The 18,452-nt window shown below is 68.3% G+C and carries 19 protein-coding genes; 3 read left to right on the top strand and 16 right to left on the bottom strand.

Annotated elements, in window-relative coordinates:
* Window positions 1-6: 6 nt before the first annotated feature.
* The 9 genes from ACIO3S_RS05340 to ACIO3S_RS05300 form a co-directional block, all read right to left on the bottom strand.
* On the bottom strand, window positions 7-801 hold the full coding sequence (locus ACIO3S_RS05340) for a DUF1684 domain-containing protein (RefSeq protein ID WP_400460304.1): 795 nt from the start codon (window positions 799-801) through the stop codon (window positions 7-9).
* Window positions 802-818: 17 nt separating this feature from the next.
* A complete protein-coding gene (locus ACIO3S_RS05335) occupies window positions 819-1,772 on the bottom strand; it encodes a transporter substrate-binding domain-containing protein (RefSeq protein WP_400460302.1) in 954 nt (317 codons plus the stop codon).
* Window positions 1,773-1,795: 23 nt separating this feature from the next.
* Window positions 1,796-2,557, bottom strand: coding sequence for an amino acid ABC transporter ATP-binding protein (locus ACIO3S_RS05330; RefSeq protein WP_160025334.1), 762 nt, complete (start codon window positions 2,555-2,557; stop codon window positions 1,796-1,798).
* The gene (locus tag ACIO3S_RS05325; RefSeq protein WP_400460299.1) at window positions 2,554-3,525 is read right to left on the bottom strand and encodes an amino acid ABC transporter permease; all 972 of its coding nucleotides are present in this window, start codon (window positions 3,523-3,525) and stop codon (window positions 2,554-2,556) included. Before ACIO3S_RS05325 ends, ACIO3S_RS05330 begins: the two co-directional genes overlap by 4 nt.
* 220 nt (window positions 3,526-3,745) lie before the next feature.
* Window positions 3,746-5,245: an IMP dehydrogenase gene (gene guaB, locus ACIO3S_RS05320; RefSeq protein WP_091051815.1), complete on the bottom strand. Its 1,500-nt coding sequence runs from the start codon at window positions 5,243-5,245 to the stop codon at window positions 3,746-3,748.
* Window positions 5,246-5,370: 125 nt separating this feature from the next.
* Window positions 5,371-6,282 carry a GNAT family N-acetyltransferase gene (locus ACIO3S_RS05315; RefSeq protein ID WP_160025336.1) on the bottom strand — a complete coding sequence of 304 codons (912 nt, stop codon included), beginning with the start codon at window positions 6,280-6,282 and terminating at the stop codon, window positions 5,371-5,373.
* A gap of 63 nt (window positions 6,283-6,345) precedes the next feature.
* Window positions 6,346-7,131, bottom strand: a complete 786-nt coding sequence (locus ACIO3S_RS05310; RefSeq protein WP_400460297.1) for a DUF1684 domain-containing protein — start codon at window positions 7,129-7,131, stop codon at window positions 6,346-6,348.
* A gap of 81 nt (window positions 7,132-7,212) precedes the next feature.
* On the bottom strand, window positions 7,213-7,926 hold the full coding sequence (locus ACIO3S_RS05305) for a hypothetical protein (protein WP_400460295.1): 714 nt from the start codon (window positions 7,924-7,926) through the stop codon (window positions 7,213-7,215).
* A 160-nt stretch (window positions 7,927-8,086) separates the two neighbouring features.
* Window positions 8,087-9,553, bottom strand: a complete 1,467-nt coding sequence (locus ACIO3S_RS05300) for an LVIVD repeat-containing protein (RefSeq protein WP_400460293.1) — start codon at window positions 9,551-9,553, stop codon at window positions 8,087-8,089.
* A gap of 219 nt (window positions 9,554-9,772) precedes the next feature.
* On the opposite strand from ACIO3S_RS05300, the gene ACIO3S_RS05295 reads away from it, so the two are divergent.
* Window positions 9,773-10,402: a DUF305 domain-containing protein gene (locus ACIO3S_RS05295; protein WP_400460291.1), complete on the top strand. Its 630-nt coding sequence runs from the start codon at window positions 9,773-9,775 to the stop codon at window positions 10,400-10,402.
* 19 nt (window positions 10,403-10,421) lie between these two features.
* Window positions 10,422-11,171, top strand: a complete 750-nt coding sequence (locus ACIO3S_RS05290; protein ID WP_400460289.1) for a GH25 family lysozyme — start codon at window positions 10,422-10,424, stop codon at window positions 11,169-11,171.
* A gap of 83 nt (window positions 11,172-11,254) precedes the next feature.
* Here ACIO3S_RS05290 and groL read toward each other — a convergent pair whose 3' ends face one another.
* From groL to ACIO3S_RS05275, 3 genes are all read right to left on the bottom strand, one after another.
* The gene (gene groL, locus ACIO3S_RS05285; RefSeq protein ID WP_400460287.1) at window positions 11,255-12,874 is read right to left on the bottom strand and encodes a chaperonin GroEL; all 1,620 of its coding nucleotides are present in this window, start codon (window positions 12,872-12,874) and stop codon (window positions 11,255-11,257) included.
* 78 nt (window positions 12,875-12,952) lie between these two features.
* The gene (gene groES / locus ACIO3S_RS05280; RefSeq protein ID WP_008362423.1) at window positions 12,953-13,246 is read right to left on the bottom strand and encodes a co-chaperone GroES; all 294 of its coding nucleotides are present in this window, start codon (window positions 13,244-13,246) and stop codon (window positions 12,953-12,955) included.
* A gap of 187 nt (window positions 13,247-13,433) precedes the next feature.
* Window positions 13,434-14,066: a hypothetical protein gene (locus ACIO3S_RS05275; RefSeq protein WP_400460284.1), complete on the bottom strand. Its 633-nt coding sequence runs from the start codon at window positions 14,064-14,066 to the stop codon at window positions 13,434-13,436.
* Window positions 14,067-14,165: 99 nt separating this feature from the next.
* Here ACIO3S_RS05275 and ACIO3S_RS05270 point away from each other — a divergent pair, with 99 nt between their 5' ends.
* Window positions 14,166-15,359 (top strand): SAM-dependent methyltransferase, encoded by a 1,194-nt coding sequence (locus tag ACIO3S_RS05270; protein ID WP_400460282.1) that lies wholly within the window; start codon window positions 14,166-14,168, stop codon window positions 15,357-15,359.
* 8 nt (window positions 15,360-15,367) lie between these two features.
* On the opposite strand, the gene tsaD is transcribed toward ACIO3S_RS05270, so the two are convergent.
* From tsaD to tsaB, 4 genes are all read right to left on the bottom strand, one after another.
* Window positions 15,368-16,429, bottom strand: coding sequence for a tRNA (adenosine(37)-N6)-threonylcarbamoyltransferase complex transferase subunit TsaD (tsaD, locus tag ACIO3S_RS05265; protein WP_400460280.1), 1,062 nt, complete (start codon window positions 16,427-16,429; stop codon window positions 15,368-15,370).
* 255 nt (window positions 16,430-16,684) lie between these two features.
* Window positions 16,685-17,239: a hypothetical protein gene (locus tag ACIO3S_RS05260; RefSeq protein WP_400460278.1), complete on the bottom strand. Its 555-nt coding sequence runs from the start codon at window positions 17,237-17,239 to the stop codon at window positions 16,685-16,687.
* A gap of 71 nt (window positions 17,240-17,310) precedes the next feature.
* Window positions 17,311-17,766: a ribosomal protein S18-alanine N-acetyltransferase gene (gene rimI / locus ACIO3S_RS05255; RefSeq protein WP_400460276.1), complete on the bottom strand. Its 456-nt coding sequence runs from the start codon at window positions 17,764-17,766 to the stop codon at window positions 17,311-17,313.
* Window positions 17,763-18,443, bottom strand: coding sequence for a tRNA (adenosine(37)-N6)-threonylcarbamoyltransferase complex dimerization subunit type 1 TsaB (tsaB, locus tag ACIO3S_RS05250; RefSeq protein ID WP_400460274.1), 681 nt, complete (start codon window positions 18,441-18,443; stop codon window positions 17,763-17,765). Before tsaB ends, rimI begins: the two co-directional genes overlap by 4 nt.
* Between the last annotated feature and the right edge of the window lie 9 nt (window positions 18,444-18,452).

Genomic DNA, 18,452 nt, shown 5'->3' with positions numbered 1-18,452 from the left:
CGGGTGTCAGGGCTTCTTCTCCCCCGCCTCGACCGCAATCGGGAGCCGGTTGCCGGCCGGCGGGAGCGGGCAGGTGGCGTGGTCGGTGTAGGCGCACGGCAGGTTGGTCGCGCGGTTGAAGTCGATCACCACGTTGCCGTCCGCGTCAGGCGCGCCCACGGAGAGCGAGCGGTTGGCGGCGTACGTCGTCTTTCCCGAGGTCTCGTCCACGAACAGCACGTGCAGAGAGCCGGGGGCGAAGCCGGGGAAGGCGATGAGGCTGTGCACCGCACCGCCCACCTCGAACTCGATCTCGCCGACGGCCTCGTAGACGTGCTCGAGGCCGTCGACGACCGAGCCGACGGTGGTCGGCACCGGCGTCTCATAGGCGACGAAGCGCCCGGGCACGGCCCAGCGGGGGTCCGGCGCGTACGCCTCGGTCCCCTGGTAGCCGGTCAGGACCGGATTGTCGGGATGGCGGGGGCGGATGATGTCGTTGCCGCCGCGCTTGGCGATCTCGACGGCCGCGTCGCCGAACTCGGCGGTGATCCCGCCCCGCTCGTCGATGACGCCGAACGAGTGCCGGCCGGTGATCTCGACGCCGTCGACGACCAGCGACTCGCCCGGTGCCAACGAGACCACGATGCCCTCGGGGCCGCTCGACCAGGCGCCCGGCACGTCGTCGTACGTCTCCGGCTCCTCGCCGAGCCAGCGGATCGAGGTGATCGCGAGAAACCCGTGTGCCGAGGCGCGCTTCTTCTCGTGCTCGTCGTGCCAGGCGGTCCAGTCCTGGACGAAGGTATCGGCGTCGGTGACGGTCATTGGTCCTCCCGGAAGGTTCAGAATGCCGGCTTCGGATTGAACTCCGACTTGTCGAGCTTTATGTCCGAAACGTCCCACTTCGTGAAGATCTTGTTATAGGTCCCGTCGGCGATGAGCGCATTGATGGCGTCGACCAGCACCGGCGCCAGCGGCGACTTCTTGGCGACGACGAAGCCGACGTCGGTGAGGCTGAGCTCGCCGAGGTACTTCAGGCCGGGCTGGTGGGAAACCAGGTACTTCAGCGACAGGGTCGGCCCGAAGTAGAGGTCGGTCTTGCCGTTCTGCAGACCGAGCAGGATCGCGGCGTTGTCCTTGAAGTACTCGACCTCATAGGCCTTCTTGCCCGCCTTCTCGCACTCCGCGGCGCCGTCCTCGAGGATCTGCTGGAAGCTGGAGCCGGGCGTGGTCGCGACCGTGTGGCCGCAGATGTCGGTCAGGGCCTCGACCTGGTCGAGGTCGCCGTCCTCGCGGGTGACGAACGACTGTCCGTCGAGCAGGTAGGTCGCGTAGTCGACCACCTTGATCCGCTCCGAGGTGACCGCGAAGTTGGCCTGGCCGACGTCGTACTTGCCGCTCTGGGTGCCCGGGACGATCGTCTCGAAGCTGCCGAACTCCGTCTTCCAGGTCACCCCGAGCTTGGCCGCGAGGGCGTTGCGCAGGTCGATGTCGAGGCCGATCTGCTCGCCGGACTGGTCCGAGCCGCCGTGCGGGAGCCCCTGCTCGCCGGTCGCCTCGGTCGTGCCGAGGACGAGCGTCTTGGACTTCCGTACGTCGGCGGGCAACCGCTCGGTCAGCGCGGGGTCCGCCTGGACGTCGGAGACGACATCCTGGGTCGGGATCGCGGCCGGGGTGGCGGAGGCCGAGCCGTCCGACCCGATCCCGCGCTCGGCGTCGCTGAGCGTGTCGGAGGCGTTGCCGCATCCTGCGAGGGCGAGGGCCGCGATGGCGACCAGGGCGAGCTTGAGCTTCACGGAACGGGGTCCTTTCGAGGGGGTCACAACACAGCGGAGAGGAACGCCCGAGCGCGCTCATGGGTGGGAGATACGAGTACGTCGCCGGGTGCCCCGGCCTCGACCAGCCGACCTTCGTCGAGGAAGACGACCTGGTCGGCGACCTCGCGCGCGAAGCCGATCTCGTGGGTGACCACGATCATCGTCATCCCGGTCTGGGCGAGGTCCTTCATCACGCCGAGCACCTCGCCGACCATCTCGGGGTCGAGCGCGGAGGTCGGCTCGTCGAAGAGCATCAGGTCGGGTTCGACCGCGAGCGCGCGGGCGATCGCCACGCGCTGCTGCTGACCACCCGACATCTGCCGCGGGTAGGAGCGCTCCCGGTCGGCGAGGCCGACCCGGTCGAGGAGCTCGCGCCCGCGCGCCTCGGCCGCCCGGCGGCGTACGCCTGCGGCCAGCTGCCCCTCCAGGATGTTCTCCAGCGCGGTCTTGTGCGGAAACAGATTGAACTGCTGGAAGACCATCCCGATCCGGCTGCGCTGCCGGGTGATCGCCCGGCCGGAGAGCTCCCGCAGCTGGTGACCGTCACGCCGGTAGCCGATGATCTCGCCGTCGACCTCGACGAAGCCGGCATCGGGCTTCTCCAGGTGGTTGACCGTACGCAGCAGTGTGGACTTGCCCGAGCCCGACGGCCCCAGGACCACCGCCACCGAGCCCCGGGCGACGTCGAGGTCGATGCCGTCGAGGACCGTGGCGGGGCCGAACCGCTTGGTCAGGCCGCGGACTCGCACGAGGGGCTCGCTCATCGGAGCACCTCCAGCTCACGTCGCCGGGGCGAGCGCGGCACCAGCGGGAGCTGACCGCGCCACAGCCGCCAGAAGCCGGTGCGCGCACCCTTGCCGCGGGCGTAGTAGCGCTCGACGAAGAACTGGATCGTCGACAGGATCGTGACCAGGATCAGGTACCAGATGGTGGCGACCAGCAGCAGCGGGATGACCAGGTAGTTCTGGGCGTAGATGAGTTGGACCGAGTAGAGCAGGTCCTGCACCGCGATCACCGAGACGATCGAGGTGCCCTTGAGCAGCCCGATCAGCAGGTTGCCGGAGGCGGGGATGATCGCGGGCATCGCCTGCGGCAGCACGATCCGCCAGAAGATCCGCGCCCTGGACAGGCCGAGCGCCTTGGCCGCCTCGGTCTGCCCCGCCTCGACCGAGACCAGCCCGCCGCGGATGATCTCGGCGGCGAACGCGGCGATGTCGAAGGTGAGCCCGACGAAGGCGGCGAGCAGGCCGCTGAACAGGTGAGCCGTCTCGATCGTGACGAACGGTTTCAGGAGCGGGATACCCAGGCTGATCTGCGGATACAGCGACGCCATCTGGAACCAGAAGAGCAGCTGCAGCAGCGGCGGCACGCTCCGGAAGAACCAGATGTAGACAGCGCTGACCGAGCTCAGCACCGGGTTCGAGGAGAGCCGCATGACCGCGAGCACGATGCCGAGCAGGTAGGAGCTCACCAGCACCGCGGCGGTCAGCCACAGGGTCAGCACCAGACCGTCGAGGATCGAGGGGCGCAGGAAGAACGCGCCGACCACGTCCCAGTGGTAGCGCGGGTTCGTCACCAGGCTCTTCGCGATCCCGGCGACGACCAGCAGCGCGAGCACCGCCGAGATCCACTGTCCCGGTTTGCGGCGCCCGACGAGCCTCGCACTGAGGAGCTCGTCGTCTCCGTCGCGAGCGAGCAGGGGGTGGCGACGTACGGCCTCATCAACACTCACGCCGCCGCCTCCGTAGCGCAAGCGCAATCGTACGGAGGCGGCGGCGTGTGGAGCCGTTGGTTCACTCGCTGACGCTCGTTCACGCGCGACCACCTCTATATGTCGAGTAACTTACTCAACATTCTATCCGTAGTGGGTGTTCCCGGGTGAGGCATCCGAGAAATGGGACGAGCCCCGAACCCAGGGGGTTCGGGGCTCGACGCGCGAGCGGGTCAGCCGGTCAGACGTGGTAGTTCGGCGCCTCGGCGGTGACCTGGACGTCGTGGGGGTGCGACTCCTTGAGCGAGGCGGAGGTGATCCGCATGAAGCGGCCCTGCGTCTGGAGCTCGGGGATGGTGCGCGCGCCGACGTAGAACATGGTCTGGTGCAGGCCGCCGGTGAGCTGGTGGGCGACGGTGGCCAGCGAGCCCTTGTAGGCGACCTGGCCCTCGACACCCTCAGGGACGATCATGTCGTCGTCGGTGACCTCGGCCTGGAAGTAGCGGTCCTTGGAGAAGGACTTCTTGCCGCGGCTCGACATCGCGCCCATCGAGCCCATGCCGCGGTAGGCCTTGAACTGCTTGCCGTTGATCAGGACCGTGTCACCGGGGGTCTCCTCGGTGCCGGCGAGCATCGAGCCGAGCATCACCGTGTCGGCGCCGGCGACGATGGCCTTGCCGATCTCGCCGGAGTAGCGCAGACCGCCGTCGGCGATCACCGGGACGCCTGCGGGCTTGCAGGCCAGGGAGGCCTCGTAGACCGCGGAGATCTGCGGCACGCCGACGCCGGTGACGACGCGGGTGGTGCAGATCGAGCCCGGGCCGACGCCGACCTTGACCGCGTCGGCGCCCGCGTCGACGAAGCTCTGCGCGCCTTCCTTGGTGGCGACGTTGCCTCCGATGACCTGGACGTGCTTGGTGGCCGGGTCGGTCTTGAGGCGGCGGACCATGTCGATCAGCATGCGTACGTTGCCGTGGGCCGTGTCCGCGACCAGCACGTCGACACCGGCCTCGATGAGCGTGGTGGCCCGCTCCCAGGCGTCACCGAAGTAGCCGATCGCCGCACCGACGAGCAGCCGGCCCTGAGCGTCCTTGGAGGCGTCGGGGAACTGCTCGGACTTCACGAAGTCCTTGACGGTGATCAGGCCGGTGATCCGGCCGTCGGTGTCGACCAGCGGAAGCCGCTCGAGCTTGTGCTGGCGCAGCAGCTTGGTGGCCTCTTCGCGCGAGATCTCGGCGGGGCCGGTGATCAGGTCCTTGGAGGTCATCACCTCGTTGACCTTGGTGGTCGCCCACTCCGCTACCGGGGTGAACCGGAGGTCGCGGTTGGTGATGATGCCGATCAGCTTCTGGTCGACGTCGACGACGGGGAAGCCGGAGATCCGGTATTCACCGGCGAGCTTGTCGAGCTGCTCCAGGGTCGCGTCGGGGCCGATGGTGACCGGGTTGGAGATGATCCCGGTCTGGGTGCGCTTGACCAAGTCGACCTGGTAGGCCTGATCCTCGATGCTCAGGTTGCGGTGGAGCACGCCGATGCCGCCCTGGCGCGCCATCGCGATCGCCATCCGGGACTCGGTGACAGTGTCCATCGCCGCGGAGATCAGCGGGACCCGCAGGTTGATCTCGCGGGTCAGCCGGGAGGTCGTATCGATGTCAGACGGCGCCAGATCCGAGTATCCAGGCATCAGGAGTACGTCGTCGTAGGTGAGGCCGAGCGTCGCGAACTTCTCCGGGATCTCCATAAAGAAATGTTACGGCCGAGCCCCAGGGATCGCCGAAACGGCGATACTTCTCTGGCTTTTCCTGCACTTCTCGGGTGTTGCAACGCCTGAGAAGTGCAGGGATACCCGGTTAACCGGGTATCCCTTCATCTGTCCAACGGCTTGAGGTCCCGCACCGGCACCTTGACGGTCAGCAGGTCGCCGGCCATCCGTATCCGTCCGCGCATCCCGGCGGCGAGAACCATGGGCAGCACGGCCTGGTTGTCGGACTGGGTGGTGAGCAGGATCTCGTCGGCGCCGAGCATGTGCGCGAGCCTGGCGGTGTCGACCAGCAGCCGGGTGCCGATGCCGCGGCGCTGCCAGGCCGGGTCGACGCGCAGGTTGACGATGCGTACGTTCTCGTCGTCCTCGGTCGGGGCCAGGACCTCGCCGATGCCGACGGCGACACCGTCGATCAGGGCGGTGACGGTCTCTCCGGTGACGACGAGGTCGGGGGTGCTTCCGGTGCCCAGGCGGCGTACGGGCGGGGTGGTGCCGATCGCCGCCGACTCGCGGCTGCGGTCGAGGACGTCGTTGACAAGGTCGGCCATCGCGGACCCGCGGGCGTGCTCGGTCGCGGTGAAGGGGGCGGTGCGGTGCAGCTGGACGTCGACGTCGGCGACCCGCAGCTCCATGGTGTCGTGGACGACGCCGGGCGGGGCCTCGGCCTCGGCGTCGAAGAGCTGGGCGACCACCTCCGGGAACGCCATCGGCCGCTCCAGGACGTGTCGAGCCGCCTGCACGTAGCGCGTCGGCTGGTCGGCGAGCGCAGCCTCGTTGGCGGTCTGGATCACCATGTCGCAACCGCCGGCCGAGGCCAGCAGCTCAGCCACGCGCAGGTCGTCCCAGCCCGGTGGCGTGCGCAGCACGAACTCGTCGGTCACCTCTTCCAGCCCGGGGAAGATCTGCATCCCCAGGATGTTGACCCCGGCCTCACCACAGCGCTGCGCCAGCGCCGCCAGCGTGCCGGGTCGGTCCGGCAGCGTCGTACGTACTCTCCACAACATCGTCCCCGCCATGAGCCCTAGTCTGCCTGTTTCGCTGTTTCTGGTCCGTTACCCAGGGTTAAACCTTCGACCCAGTCAGTCCGCGGGTGGTCGCGGCGGGGTCTGTTCGCCCGCTTCGACAAGCACGTCGATGTGGTTGGTCGCGGGCGGGAGCGGGCAGGTGGCGTGGATCGTGTAGGCGCAGGGCATGTTGGCGGCGCGGTTGAAGTCGAGGACGACGGTGCCGTCGACCGGCGGATCGACGGCGAGCTGGCGGCAGGCGGCGTACGTCGTCACGCCGCTGGTCTCGTCGGTGAAGAGCAGCCACAGCTCGCCGTCGCCACCGTCGAACGCGATCAGCCGCTGCGGGCGGCCTCCCACCTCGAACGCGACCTCCCCCACGGCGTCGATGACGCTCGAACGACCCTCGACCACGGAGCCGACCGAGATCGGGCGGTTCGTCTCGTAGGCGGTGAAGGCGGCCCTGATCCGCCACGCTGGGTCCGGAGCGTACGTCGGCGTGCCGGTGTAGTCGCGCAGGAAGGGTCCGTCGGGCTGCCGCGGCCGCAGCACCGGGGTGCCGAAGCGGTCGGCGACCTCGACCGTGCCGCCGTCGAAGGTCGCGATCACGCCGACGGGATCCACGTGACCGAAGACGTGCCGGCCGGCGAGCTTGGTACCGCCGAGCTCGAGCCACTCATCCTCACCGAGCTCGACGACGGCACCCTCCGGACCGGTCGACCAGACACCCGGGATGCCGGGGAACCGCACCGGTCTGCGGCCCAGCCAGTGCAGGCCGGTGATCGCCAGGAAACCTTCGGGGCTTCTCAGCTCGGCTTCCCGCTCATCGCGCCACCGTTGCCAAGCCCGCTCGAAAGTCACGCGCTGCACTCTACAAAGACTTGCGTTGCCAGGTCTTGCAATGGTTGCTGACTTTTACCCTCGGGTTCACCGTCGGGGCGCCTAACCCTTCACGCGAGCGAGCCGGGCCAGACGGATCGCACCGCGGGCCGCGGTGACCAGGACGAGGTACCAGATCGCGGCCACCACCAGCAGCGGGATGATCAGGTGGTTGCGCTCCTCGAGCGCCTGGACGACCCCGAGCAGGTCGGTGATCGAGAGCACCGAGACCAGGCTCGTCATCTGGAGCGTCGTCACCAGGAGATCGCCCAGCGCGGTCAGCCGGTCGCCGCCCGGGTAAGCCTTCGCCTCGTACGCTCCCATCGCCAGCGCCAGCCCCGCGATCGCCGCGTAGACCGGCGTGACCAGCTGGACCGCGTCGATGTGCACCCCCGGGATCCCGAAGGTGATGTCGGGAAAGATCAGCGCGACGTTGCTCCACAGCAGCAGCTGGACGAGCACCGGGATGCTGCCGAAGACCCAGACGTACGCCGCCGCGATCCCGCCCAGCACCGGGTTGGCCGACCTCTGCATCCAGATCGCGACGAGTCCGATCGCCCAGGCCGCCGCGAAGACCAGCACGGTCAGCCGGATCGTGAGCCAGACTCCGGCGAGGACGTCCGGATGGAGCAGATAGCCGACCACCGCACCCGGGAGGAGGTTCTCGTTCCTCAGCAGGCTCCAGCTGAGTCTTGCGAGAACTACGGCCAGGAGGGCTGCGATCACCCAATTGACTGGGTTGGTCTCGACTTCGTCGTTGGCAGCCGTTTCGGTCACGACGGAGAACCATCTCGTCCCACGATGACCAGCGGGTTGCGGACAGCTGGTCATTCACTGAAATCGCCGAGTCGGCGCATCGTGCCCCTCTTGCTCGCTTCGCTTCGCAAGATACGGGGCAAGATGCGCCGACTCGGCTCTGTCCCGGCTCGGCTCTGCCTCAGTAAGACGGCTGAGCCTGGACGTTCAGCTCATCGAACCTGACCCGCTTCGCCGAGGCGACGCGGGGGTCGCGCAGGTCGAAGACGTCGAAGCCGCGCTGGATCTCGTTGGAGTAGATGAAGCCGTTGTAGTAGTAGGTCGACCAGGGTCCGGCGATGGTCGTGGTGTCCTCGAACGGACCGCGGTCGAACCAGGCGATCTCCTTCGGGTTGGCCGAGTCGGTGAAGTCGTAGACCGACACACCGCCCTGGTACCAGGCCTGCACCATGATGTCCTTGCCCTTGACCGGGATCAGCGAGCCGTTGTGGGCGACGCAGTTCTCGGTGTTGGACTGGGTGCGCGGGATCTTGTAGTAGGACTTGAAGACGAGCTGGCCGCCCTCGATGTCGTAGATGCCGTTGGCGCCCTTCTCCATCCCCGTCTCCGGGTTGCAGGTCGGCGCACCGCCGCCGCCGAGCTCGTCGGTGAAGACGACCTTGGTGCCGGTGTTGTTGAAGGTGGCCGAGTGCCAGAACGCGAAGTTCGCGGTGTCGGTGACCTGCTCGGTCACCACCGGGTTCTCGCGGTCGGAGATGTCCATCAGGATGCCGTCACCCATGCAGGCGCCGGCGGCGATGTCCTTGGACGGGTAGGTGGTGATGTCGTGGCAGCCGGCGGTGTTGGTGTAGCCGCCGTCGGGGAACAGCACCGGCTCGTTGACCACCGCAGCGCGCTCCGGCGCCCGCTTCGGGATCTTCACGACGCTGATCTTGTCGTGCGGGGGCTGGCAGTCGGGGTATTCCGCGCGCGGGCCGTAGGAGGAGACGTACGCATAGACCGACCGCCCGTCCCTGCTCGGTGCCAGCGAGTGGGTGTGCGAGCCGCACTTGGTCTCGACCGCCGCGACGTACTCCGGGTCTCTCGGGTTGCTGATGTCGAAGACGCGGATGCCTTCCCACGACTCCTTGATCGCGGCCGACTGCGCCACGTTGTCGCAGGTGTTGTTGCTGCGGCTGGAGTCGACGGAGAGGACCAGCAGGTCGTCATAGACGGAGATGTCGTTCTGGGACCCGGGGCAGACGTACTGCTTCACGAGTCGCGGGCGGGCCGGGTTCCGGATGTCGATGACGTTGAACCCGTTGTAGTTGCCCGCGAAGGCGTAGTTGCCCTGGAAGGCGAGGTCGCTGTTGAGCGCGTTGGTGGGTGTGAAGGCACCAGACTTGGGGATGTTGGCGATCAGGTGCATGTTGGGTGTGCCGTCGGACTCGCCAGCGGGCACGACCGGATTGTTGGCGCCCAGCTGGGCGAGGTCGTTGCCGGCGACGCAAGCGGAAGCGAAGTTGTCACCGAGCTTGGTGATCGCCTGCTTCTCTTCGGCCGTGCAGCTCGTCTGGGCCTCGGGAGCCTCGGTGGTCTCGTTGCCGTGGGTGTGGGACTCGTCTGCGGAGGACGGGGCGGCGACGGCCAGCCCTCCTGCGACAACCATGACCACCGCGATGGGGGCCAGGTATTGGGTGGGTCGTCTAAGCCTCATGTTCGCAAGCCTTCCGAGTCGGCCGCCGTGGGGTGGCACGGGCAGGACCTCTCAACTTTAGTAAAAGTCGTACACAGCAGGCATGGAATGTGAATAAATTGTTCACCTCTGCGGGATCTCGGAAGGAGACACGTGCGCGGTAGGCGGTTGGGTGTCATCACATCGGGCGTCGTGTTCGCAGCGATCTCGCTCGGCGGGTGCGGAGGTTCCTCGGACGACGCGCACGGCGAGCACGCGGGGCACTCGCCCAGCCCGGAGGCGGCCGCCCAGTCGGCTCCCGTGGTTCAGGGCGGAGCGCCGGGCGAGGCCGCGGCGACGATCTCGCCCTCGGCCGCTGCCACGGACCCCTGGACCCAGACCGATGCCGACTTCGTGACGATGATGATCCCGCACCACGCCCAGGCGCTGGAGATGACCCGGCTGGCGCGCGAGCACGGCGTCCACCCCGAGGTCGTCTCCCTGGCCAAGCGCATCGAGTCGGCCCAGGGCCCCGAGATCGTGGCGATGAGCGGATGGCTCAACACCCGCGGGCTGCGGGTGCCGCGTGCCTCGGACCCCGCGCACACCATGGCCGGCATGCTCACGCCGGATCAGATGAGCGAGCTCGGCAAGGCCCGGGGCGAGGCGTTCGACCGGCTCTTCCTGACCGGGATGATCCAGCACCACCAGGGCGCCCTGGAGATGGCGAAGCCGATGGCCTCCCAAGGCAGCGACGCGCTGGCGATCGAGATGGCGACGGACATCGAGGCCACCCAGTCGGTCGAGATCGACATCATGGAGAAGCTGCTCGAAGAGCTGTGAGAACCGGTACGGTTCCGCGGTGCCCCTCGCCCCCGCCCGCCGTCGACGCGTGCTGATCGGCTCCGCCGTCGTCGTCTGCCTCGCCCTGATCATGACCGCGCTGGTCTATACCGGCGTCGTGATGCCGACCCGTCTGTTCGCGGCCAAGTACGACGTACGCGGCATCGACGTCTCCCACCACAACGGCACCGTCGACTGGCCACGGGTCGCTGAGCAGGACATCGACTTCGCCTGGATCAAGGCGACCGAGGGCTCAGCGCACGTGGACACGCGCTTCGCCGCCAACTGGGCCGAGGCCCAGCGGGCCGGGATCGCGACCGGTGCCTACCACTTCATGAGCTTCGAGAGCCCTGGCGCCGACCAGGCGCACAACGTGATCGGCACCGTGCCCCGCGTGCCCGGCACGCTCGCCCCGGTCGTCGACCTGGAGCCCTATGGCTCCTTCAAGGGGAATCTGCCGCCCGCCACCGAGGTCCGCGCCATCCTCGACCCGCTGCTCGCCAAGCTCGAGGCTCACTACGGCATCGCGCCGGTCATCTACACCACCCCGTCGGCCTACCGCGCCTACCTGGTCGACCTCTACCCCGACAACCCCATCTGGTTCCGCTCCGTCGCCTGGCCGCCCCGGGTCCCCGACGGACGTGAATGGACGATCTGGCAGTACTCCAACCGGGACCGGCTCGACGGCGTGGGCAGCGAGGACGAGGCATACGTGGATATGAATGTGCTCTCCGACGACGTGGACCTCGACGAGCTCACCCTTCGCTGAAATCGCCGAGTCGGCGCATCCCGCCCCTTTCGCTCGCTTCGCTTCGCGAAGCACGGGGCAAGATGCGCCGACTCGGCTATTCGTCAGTGGCCGTGACCGTGGCCGTGACCGGCTGCGGGGGCCTCTTCCTCTTCCGGCTGGTCGACGACCAGGGTCTCGGTCGTGAGCAGCATGCCCGCGATCGAGGTGGCGTTGATCAGCGCGGAGCGGGTGACCTTGACGGGGTCGATGACGCCCTGGGCGACCAGGTCGCCGTACTCACCCGTGGCGGCGTTGAAGCCCTGCCCAACGCCGAGCTCGCGGACCTTGGTGGTGATGACGTAGCCGTTGTCGCCACCGTTCTCGGCGATCCAGCGCAGCGGCTCGTCGGCGGCCTTGCGGACGACGCGTACGCCGACCGCCTCGTCGCCCTCGAGGCCGAGGTCCTTCTCCAGGACGGAGACGGCGTGGATCAGCGCGGAGCCACCGCCGGCGACGATGCCCTCCTCGATGGCGGCGCGGGTCGCGGAGACAGCGTCCTCGATGCGGTGCTTCTTCTCCTTGAGCTCCACCTCGGTGTGAGCGCCGACCTTGATCACGCAGACGCCACCGGCGAGCTTCGCGAGGCGCTCCTGGAGCTTCTCGCGGTCCCAGTCGGAGTCGGTGCGCTCGATCTCGGACTTGATCTCGTTGACGCGACCCTCGACCGCGGCAGCGTCGCCGCCGCCTTCGACGATCGTGGTGTTGTCCTTCGTGACCGTGATCCGGCGAGCGGTGCCGAGCACCTCGAGGCCGACCTGGTCGAGCTTGAGGCCGACCTCCTCGGCGACGACCTGCGCGCCGGTGAGGATCGCGATGTCCTGCAGCATGGCCTTGCGGCGGTCACCGAACGCGGGCGCCTTGACGGCGGTCGCGTTGAAGGTGCCCTTGATCTTGTTCACGACCAGGGTCGAGAGGGCTTCGCCCTCGACGTCCTCGGCGATGATGAACAGCGGCTTGCCGGCGGCGATGACCTTCTCCAGCAGCGGCAGGAGCTCCTGGATGGAGCTGATCTTGCCCTGGACGAGCAGGATCAGCGGGTCGTCGATGACGGCCTCCATCCGCTCCTGGTCGGTCACGAAGTACTGAGAGATGTAGCCCTTGTCGAACTGCATACCCTCGGTGAACTCGAGCTCGGTGCCGGTGGTGTTGGACTCCTCGACGGTGATGACACCGTCCTTGCCCACCTTGGCGAAGGCCTCGGCGAGGATCTCGCCGATCTTCGCGTCGCGGGAGGAGATGGTGGCGACCGAGGCCATGTCGGACTCGTCGACGACCTCACGGGCGGCGGCACGCAGGGCGTCGCCGACGGCGGCCGCGGCGGCGTCCATACCGCGCTTGAGGCTCATCGGGTTCGCACCGGCGGCAACCGCGCGCAGACCCTCGTGGACCATCGCCTGGGCGAGGACGGTCGCGGTGGTCGTACCGTCACCAGCGATGTCGTTGGTCTTGGTCGCAACCTCCTTGGTGAGCTGAGCACCAAGGTTCTCGAACGGGTCGTCCAGCTCGATCTCACGCGCGACGGTGACACCGTCGTTGGTGATGGTCGGAGCGCCCCACTTCTTGTCGAGGACGACGTAGCGGCCCTTGGGGCCCAGCGTCACCTTGACGGCGTTGGCGAGGGCGTCGACGCCACGCTCGAGGGCGCGGCGGGCGTTCTCGTCGAACTCCAGGATCTTCGGCATTTCACATACTCCCTTGTACGCACGGACGCGGCCGGGCCGGCTGGCCCGGCCGCGTCAGATGTGCGAGACGGATGATCGTCAGGCGATGACTGCGAGGATGTCGCGGGCCGAAAGGATGAGGTACTCCTCGCCGGCGTACTTCACCTCGGTGCCGCCGTACTTGCTGTAGATGACCTTGTCGCCGACGGCGACGTCGAGCGGGACGCGGTTGCCCTTGTCGTCGATGCGACCCGGGCCGAGCGCCAGGACCTCGCCCTCCTGGGGCTTCTCCTTGGCGGTGTCCGGGATGACCAGACCGGAGGCGGTGGTCTGCTCGGCCTCGACGGCCTTGACGACGATCCGGTCCTCAAGAGGCTTGATGTTGACCGACACTGTGTCGACCTCCCCATTTCTTTTCTACGGAGTCAGACTTCGGTGGGTGTTGCTACGTCTGTGCTTGCGATCTGCCACGTACGCCGTCGCGGGGGTCGCACCCGGCTCGCAAGCGCTGGCACACTCAGGGGGAGAGTGCCAGTGCAGACGTTAGCACTCGGCTGCAATGAGTGCCAGCAAGGCCGGTCTATCGCTGCCCGGGGATCCGCACCATCAGCGCGATCGCACCGGCGAGAAGCCCGACGACGATGATCCCGCCGACCACCAGGAACGACCAGCGATCCTCGCTGTCGTCCTTTTCCTCGAAAGTGGTGATCTGGAGCTCCTCCCCGTCGCTCAGCTGGGACGGCAGCAGCGTGGACTTCCCCGGGGCGGCCGACTTCTCGGCGGGGGCCGAGCGGCGCGGTTCCGGCTCCGACTCCTCAGCTGTCGGCGTACGTTCGGCCTTCGCCTCTTCCTTCTCCGCCGTCGTCTCCTCGGCCGTTTCCGGCACGCTCGCGGCCGGGACCTGCACGTACGTCACCGAGTAGCTCTCCAGCTGCTTGCCGGAGCTGTGCGCGACGACCGTGCTCCTCTGCGGCGTGGACAGGGTGTGCGTCTCCGCGCCCGCGTTGCCGCGGCCGACCACGCAGAAGGACGCGATCCGGTAGCCCTCGGGCGCCGTCGCGGTGACAGAGGCGGTGCCGACCGAGGAGTAGGTGCGATCCCCGGATGAGCACTGGCCCACCGGAGTCGCAGTGTCTGCCGAGACCGGCGCGGCGAGCAACAGTGACAGCAGCGTGATGACGGCCGCGGCCGCCGAGAAGGTCAGAGAGGTCATGCGGGGGGATCTACGCACTCGGCGGATCCTAGATCACAAACACCCAGTGGGGTAATGGAGTTTGCCCGGACCGGAAACCGGCCTGAGAGGATCGGCTGCATGGATCTCGACGCCTTCTCCTGGTTGCTGACCGATGACGGGCAGCGGCTGCTGGCGCGGGCCACCGAGATGACGGCGTCGGCGCGCACCGACGGCAAGGGAGACGGCAAGGACTCGGCGCTGGCGGTGCAGACCGCCCTGCGCAAGGACGAGGCGGCCGAGCGCGTGGCCGTCGCGATGACCCAGGTCGACCTGCGCCGGAAGGCGGCCGCCAAGTTCGGCGACCTGGCACCGCGGATGTACTTCACCCCAGACGGCCTCGAGCAGGCCACCCGCCTCGCCGTGGCCCACCACCGGGCGGCGCGGCTGCGTGCCTTCGATGCGACGAGCGTCATCGACCTGGGCTGCGGGATCGGCGGTGACCTGATCGCCTCCTCGCGAGCCGGGCTCACCGCCGCCGGGGTCGACAACGATCCGGAGCGGGTCGCCGTCGCCCAGGCGAACCTCGACGCCCTCGAGCTGCCAGGTGCAGTCACCGTCGCCGACGCGACAGGTGTCGACCATTCCCCCTTCGACGTCGCGTACGCCGATCCGGCACGCCGCGGCGCCAAGGGCCGGGTGTTCTCCGCGGAGGGGTGGACGCCGCCGTGGTCGTGGGTCGAGACGCTCTTCGCGCGCGACGCATGCGTGAAGGTCGCCCCCGGCATCCCGCACGACCTCGTACCCGACAAGGTGGAGGCCGAATGGGTCAGCGACCGCGGCGAGGTCAAGGAGGCCGCGCTGTGGTCAGGCTCCCTGGCCAGCACCCACCGCCGGGCCACCGTGATCGGCGAGCGCGGCCTGGCGACGCTCACCTCCGAGGACGATCCCGGCGCCGAGGTCGGTGCGGTCGCCGAGTTCCTCTACGAGCCCGACGGGGCCGTGATCCGCGCGGGGCTGGTCACCGCCGTCGCCGCCGGGGTGCAGGGTCACCTGATCGACGAGCACATCGCATACGTCACCTCCTCCGCCTCCTTCGAGACACCGTTCGCCCGCGGGTATCAGGTGCTCGAGGAGCTCCCCTACCGGGACAAGCAGCTCAAGGCGGCGCTGCGCGAGCGCGGGATCGGGAAGCTGACCATCAAGAAGCGCGGCGTACAGGTCGTCCCCGAGCAGCTCCGCAAGCGGCTCGCACTGTCCGGCTCCGAGGAAGCCACGATCGTGCTCACCCGGGTCGCCGGCGAGGGAACGTGTCTGTTGGTGCGGCCGTTCTGAGATGGAGGTCAGACCAGGACGGTCGTGATCGGCTGGGAGGAGTCCGCCGGGAGGTCAAGCGCCGAAGGTGTACGTCCTCTGGCCACCATCTCCGCCCCCAGAGCCGCCACCATCGCCCCGTTGTCGGTGCACAGGCCCGGGCGCGGAACTCGGACGCGGATGCCGAGCTGGGTGGCACGCTCCTCGGCGAGCACTCGGAGCCGGCTGTTGGCCGCGACCCCGCCGCCGATGATGATGTCCTCGATACCTTCGGAGGAGGCTGCGTCGAGGGCCTTTCGCACCAGGACGTCGACCACGGCCTCCTGGAAGCTGGCGGCCACATCGGCAACCGGGACGGGTTCGCCGCTGCGCTCCTTGGCCTCGATCCAACGGGCGACCGCGGTCTTGAGGCCAGAGAAGGAGAAGTCGAAGCGGTGACGCTCCAGGTCGCGGCGGCCGGTGAGCCCGCGGGGGAAGTCGATCGCGATCGAGCTGCCCGACGTGGCTGTCCGGTCGATCACCGGGCCGCCGGGGAAGCCGAGGCCGAGCAGGCGGGCGACCTTGTCGAAGGCCTCGCCCGCGGCGTCGTCGATGGTCGCGCCCATCGGGTCGACACCCTCGGTGATGTCGGTGACCTTGAGCAGGCTGGAGTGGCCGCCGGAGACGAGCATGGCAACGCACGGTTCGGGAAGCGGCCCGTGCTGCAACTGGTCGACCGCGACGTGCGAAGCGAGGTGGTTGACCCCGTAGATCGGCTTGTCGAGCCCGAGGGCGAGCGCCTTGGCCGCCGCCACCCCGACCAGCAGGGCACCCGCGAGGCCCGGTCCCGAGGTGACGGCGATCGCGTCTACGTCGTGGAGCTTGATGCCCGACTCCTCGCAGGCACGCTCGATCGTCGGCACCATCGCCTCCAGATGCGCCCGGCTGGCAACCTCTGGCACGACCCCGCCGAACCGGGCATGCTCCTCGACGCTGCTCGCCACCGCGTCTGCCAACAGCGTGTGCCCGCGCACCACCCCGATCCCCGTCTCATCGCACGACGTCTCGATGCCAAGGACCAAGGGCTCGTCGGCGAGGGGACCAGCAGTCATAGGGGCATTCTGCCTTGTGAGCGCTGAGCAACCGGAAAGCGGCCCGCGTGCCTTGTAACCGACGCGGCCAGCGAGAGAGTCCTCCGGCAGCGGAAGGAATTTTCCTTGCGCTCGGCAGCCGTCAGGTTTGCGGCGTGATCCCGGGCCACGCTGGACTCACCTTCTCTCCGCGGAAGGAATTTTCCTTCCGCTGGCACCGCTAGGCCCCACCTCAGTTGATCCGCCGGAAGGAATTTTCCTTCCGGCGACAGCCGATCACGCCGCCGCAGCGCCGATCGGGAACTCCGCCAGAGACGCATGGACCGCCTCCCACAGGCGATGCGCGAGATCTGCGTCGATCGGATCCGCTGTGCAGAGACCGTCCCAGAGTCCCCGAAGGATCACCTCCACTCCTGCCGCCTCGAAGTCGGTGAGCTCGCGGCCGAGTACTGATCGGAACCAGAACCTCGCGTCGTGCCACAGCTCGCCCACTGCTTGTCCGACGCCGTCGTCGGAACGGGCGAGCTCCTCGAAGCCGAGCCAAGCTCTCAGGAAGAACAGGTCGTCCTCGCTCGCGGGCAGAAAGCCGGCCCAGCCGGTCCCATTCACCCGATCCGCGATCCGAGTCCAAAACATGTCCGCGAACGCAGCGGTTGCGTGCGGCAACATCCCCTGCGTCCCGCCGAACCACCGGTGCAGCGTCGACACACCCGTCTTCGCCTCCTCGGCGATCGTCTGAAGCGTGGGCGGACGGAGCCCGCTGCGCCCGATCGTCCGGGCCAGAGCGAGGCCCGCGGTCTGCGAATCGAAGGCGTTGCGTCTGAGGTGCATGACACCCATCGCAACACAGAGCACCGACAATTTTCGGGCTCGTAAGTTTCGGGCTAGTCAGCCTCGGCCGCTCACGACGGAGCAACAAGATCGAAAGCCAGCACGATCCCCGTCGCCCCATCGCGGTAGTAGCGCTCCCGGCGGTCGATCTCGACGAATCCGGCTTGGTGGTAGAACTCGATGGCCCCGACGTTGCCCTCGCGTACCTCGAGGAGAAGTCGCTCGGCTCCCTCGCTCCGAGCGAGGTCGATCGACGCGGCGAGGAGCGATCCACCGATCCCGCGGCGGCGCTGCTCCTCAGCGGTCGCGATCCGCTGGAGCTCGGCGATCTCGTAGACGACGCTCACCAGCGCATGACCGATGACCGTTCCCGCATCATCGACCGCGACGAGGATCCGGACCGTCGGCATCTTCCCTTCGATCGCCACCTGCAGGTACTCGGGTGTCCAGGCATCGTCCGGGAACGCCTCGAGCTCGAGGGCGGCGATCGCGTCGACGTCGTCCGGGCCGGCCGGACGCACAGTCACTGGGAAACCTTCTTCTGGACCTTCTTCTGGACCTTCTTCTGGGCAGCCTGCTCCACCGCATCCGGCCGACGCAGGTAGAGCGGCTCGGGATCCATCAGCTCGACCTGCTCCTCGGCGACCGCCCGGGCCAACCAGCCGGCGGAGGGCCGCGCGGGGCCAAGCGGTGTCGGGAACGCGTCGGGATAGAGCAACGCCCCCTCGCCGACGACCGGCGCCGACGTGGCGACCTCGGCGGGGCGGGCGACGACAGGACCCTCGAGGCGTACGCCGTCGGGGTCGTAGGAGGCCAGGTAGACCTCCTTACGCCGCGCATCCGTCGCCACGAAGAATCCCTCGGTGGTCGAGCTCGTCGAGATCACTCCCGAGGCAACGGCCTCCACCGCCAGCACGTCCAGCGTGCAGGCCGCATAGACCGGGATCTCCAGCGCGAACCCGAGCGTCCGAGCGGTGACCAGCCCGACGCGTAGGCCGGTGAACGGCCCGGGGCCCGCGCCGACGGCGATGGCGGTCAGATCCTGGCGTACGATCCCGGCCGCCGCGAGGACGTCGGAGATCAGCGGCGCGAGCTGCTCACCATGCTTCATGGTGCGGTCGGAGACGACCTCGGCGACGACGTCGTCGCCATCGTGGAGCGCCACGGTCACCTGGGGCGTGGCGGTGTCAAAGGCGAGAAGCACAACTCACAC

The organism is Nocardioides sp. NPDC087217 (genome assembly GCF_044744805.1).
Taxonomy (GTDB): domain Bacteria; phylum Actinomycetota; class Actinomycetes; order Propionibacteriales; family Nocardioidaceae; genus Nocardioides.
Note: the sequence above shows the minus strand (reverse complement) of the source record. Positions and strands in the feature narration are given on the sequence as shown.

What these genes read in the sequence shown, in the direction of transcription:
- ACIO3S_RS05340 (WP_400460304.1), bottom strand. Translation starts at nt 801, where the DNA reads ATGACCGTCACCGACGCCGATACCTTCGTCCAGGACTGGACCGCCTGG.
- ACIO3S_RS05330 (WP_160025334.1), bottom strand. Translation starts at nt 2,557, where the DNA reads ATGAGCGAGCCCCTCGTGCGAGTCCGCGGCCTGACCAAGCGGTTCGGC.
- guaB (WP_091051815.1), bottom strand. Translation starts at nt 5,245, where the DNA reads ATGGAGATCCCGGAGAAGTTCGCGACGCTCGGCCTCACCTACGACGAC.
- ACIO3S_RS05315 (WP_160025336.1), bottom strand. Translation starts at nt 6,282, where the DNA reads ATGGCGGGGACGATGTTGTGGAGAGTACGTACGACGCTGCCGGACCGA.
- ACIO3S_RS05300 (WP_400460293.1), bottom strand. Translation starts at nt 9,553, where the DNA reads ATGGTTGTCGCAGGAGGGCTGGCCGTCGCCGCCCCGTCCTCCGCAGAC.
- groL (WP_400460287.1), bottom strand. Translation starts at nt 12,874, where the DNA reads ATGCCGAAGATCCTGGAGTTCGACGAGAACGCCCGCCGCGCCCTCGAG.
- ACIO3S_RS05275 (WP_400460284.1), bottom strand. Translation starts at nt 14,066, where the DNA reads ATGACCTCTCTGACCTTCTCGGCGGCCGCGGCCGTCATCACGCTGCTG.
- ACIO3S_RS05270 (WP_400460282.1), top strand. Translation starts at nt 14,166, where the DNA reads ATGGATCTCGACGCCTTCTCCTGGTTGCTGACCGATGACGGGCAGCGG.
- tsaD (WP_400460280.1), bottom strand. Translation starts at nt 16,429, where the DNA reads ATGACTGCTGGTCCCCTCGCCGACGAGCCCTTGGTCCTTGGCATCGAG.
- ACIO3S_RS05260 (WP_400460278.1), bottom strand. Translation starts at nt 17,239, where the DNA reads ATGCACCTCAGACGCAACGCCTTCGATTCGCAGACCGCGGGCCTCGCT.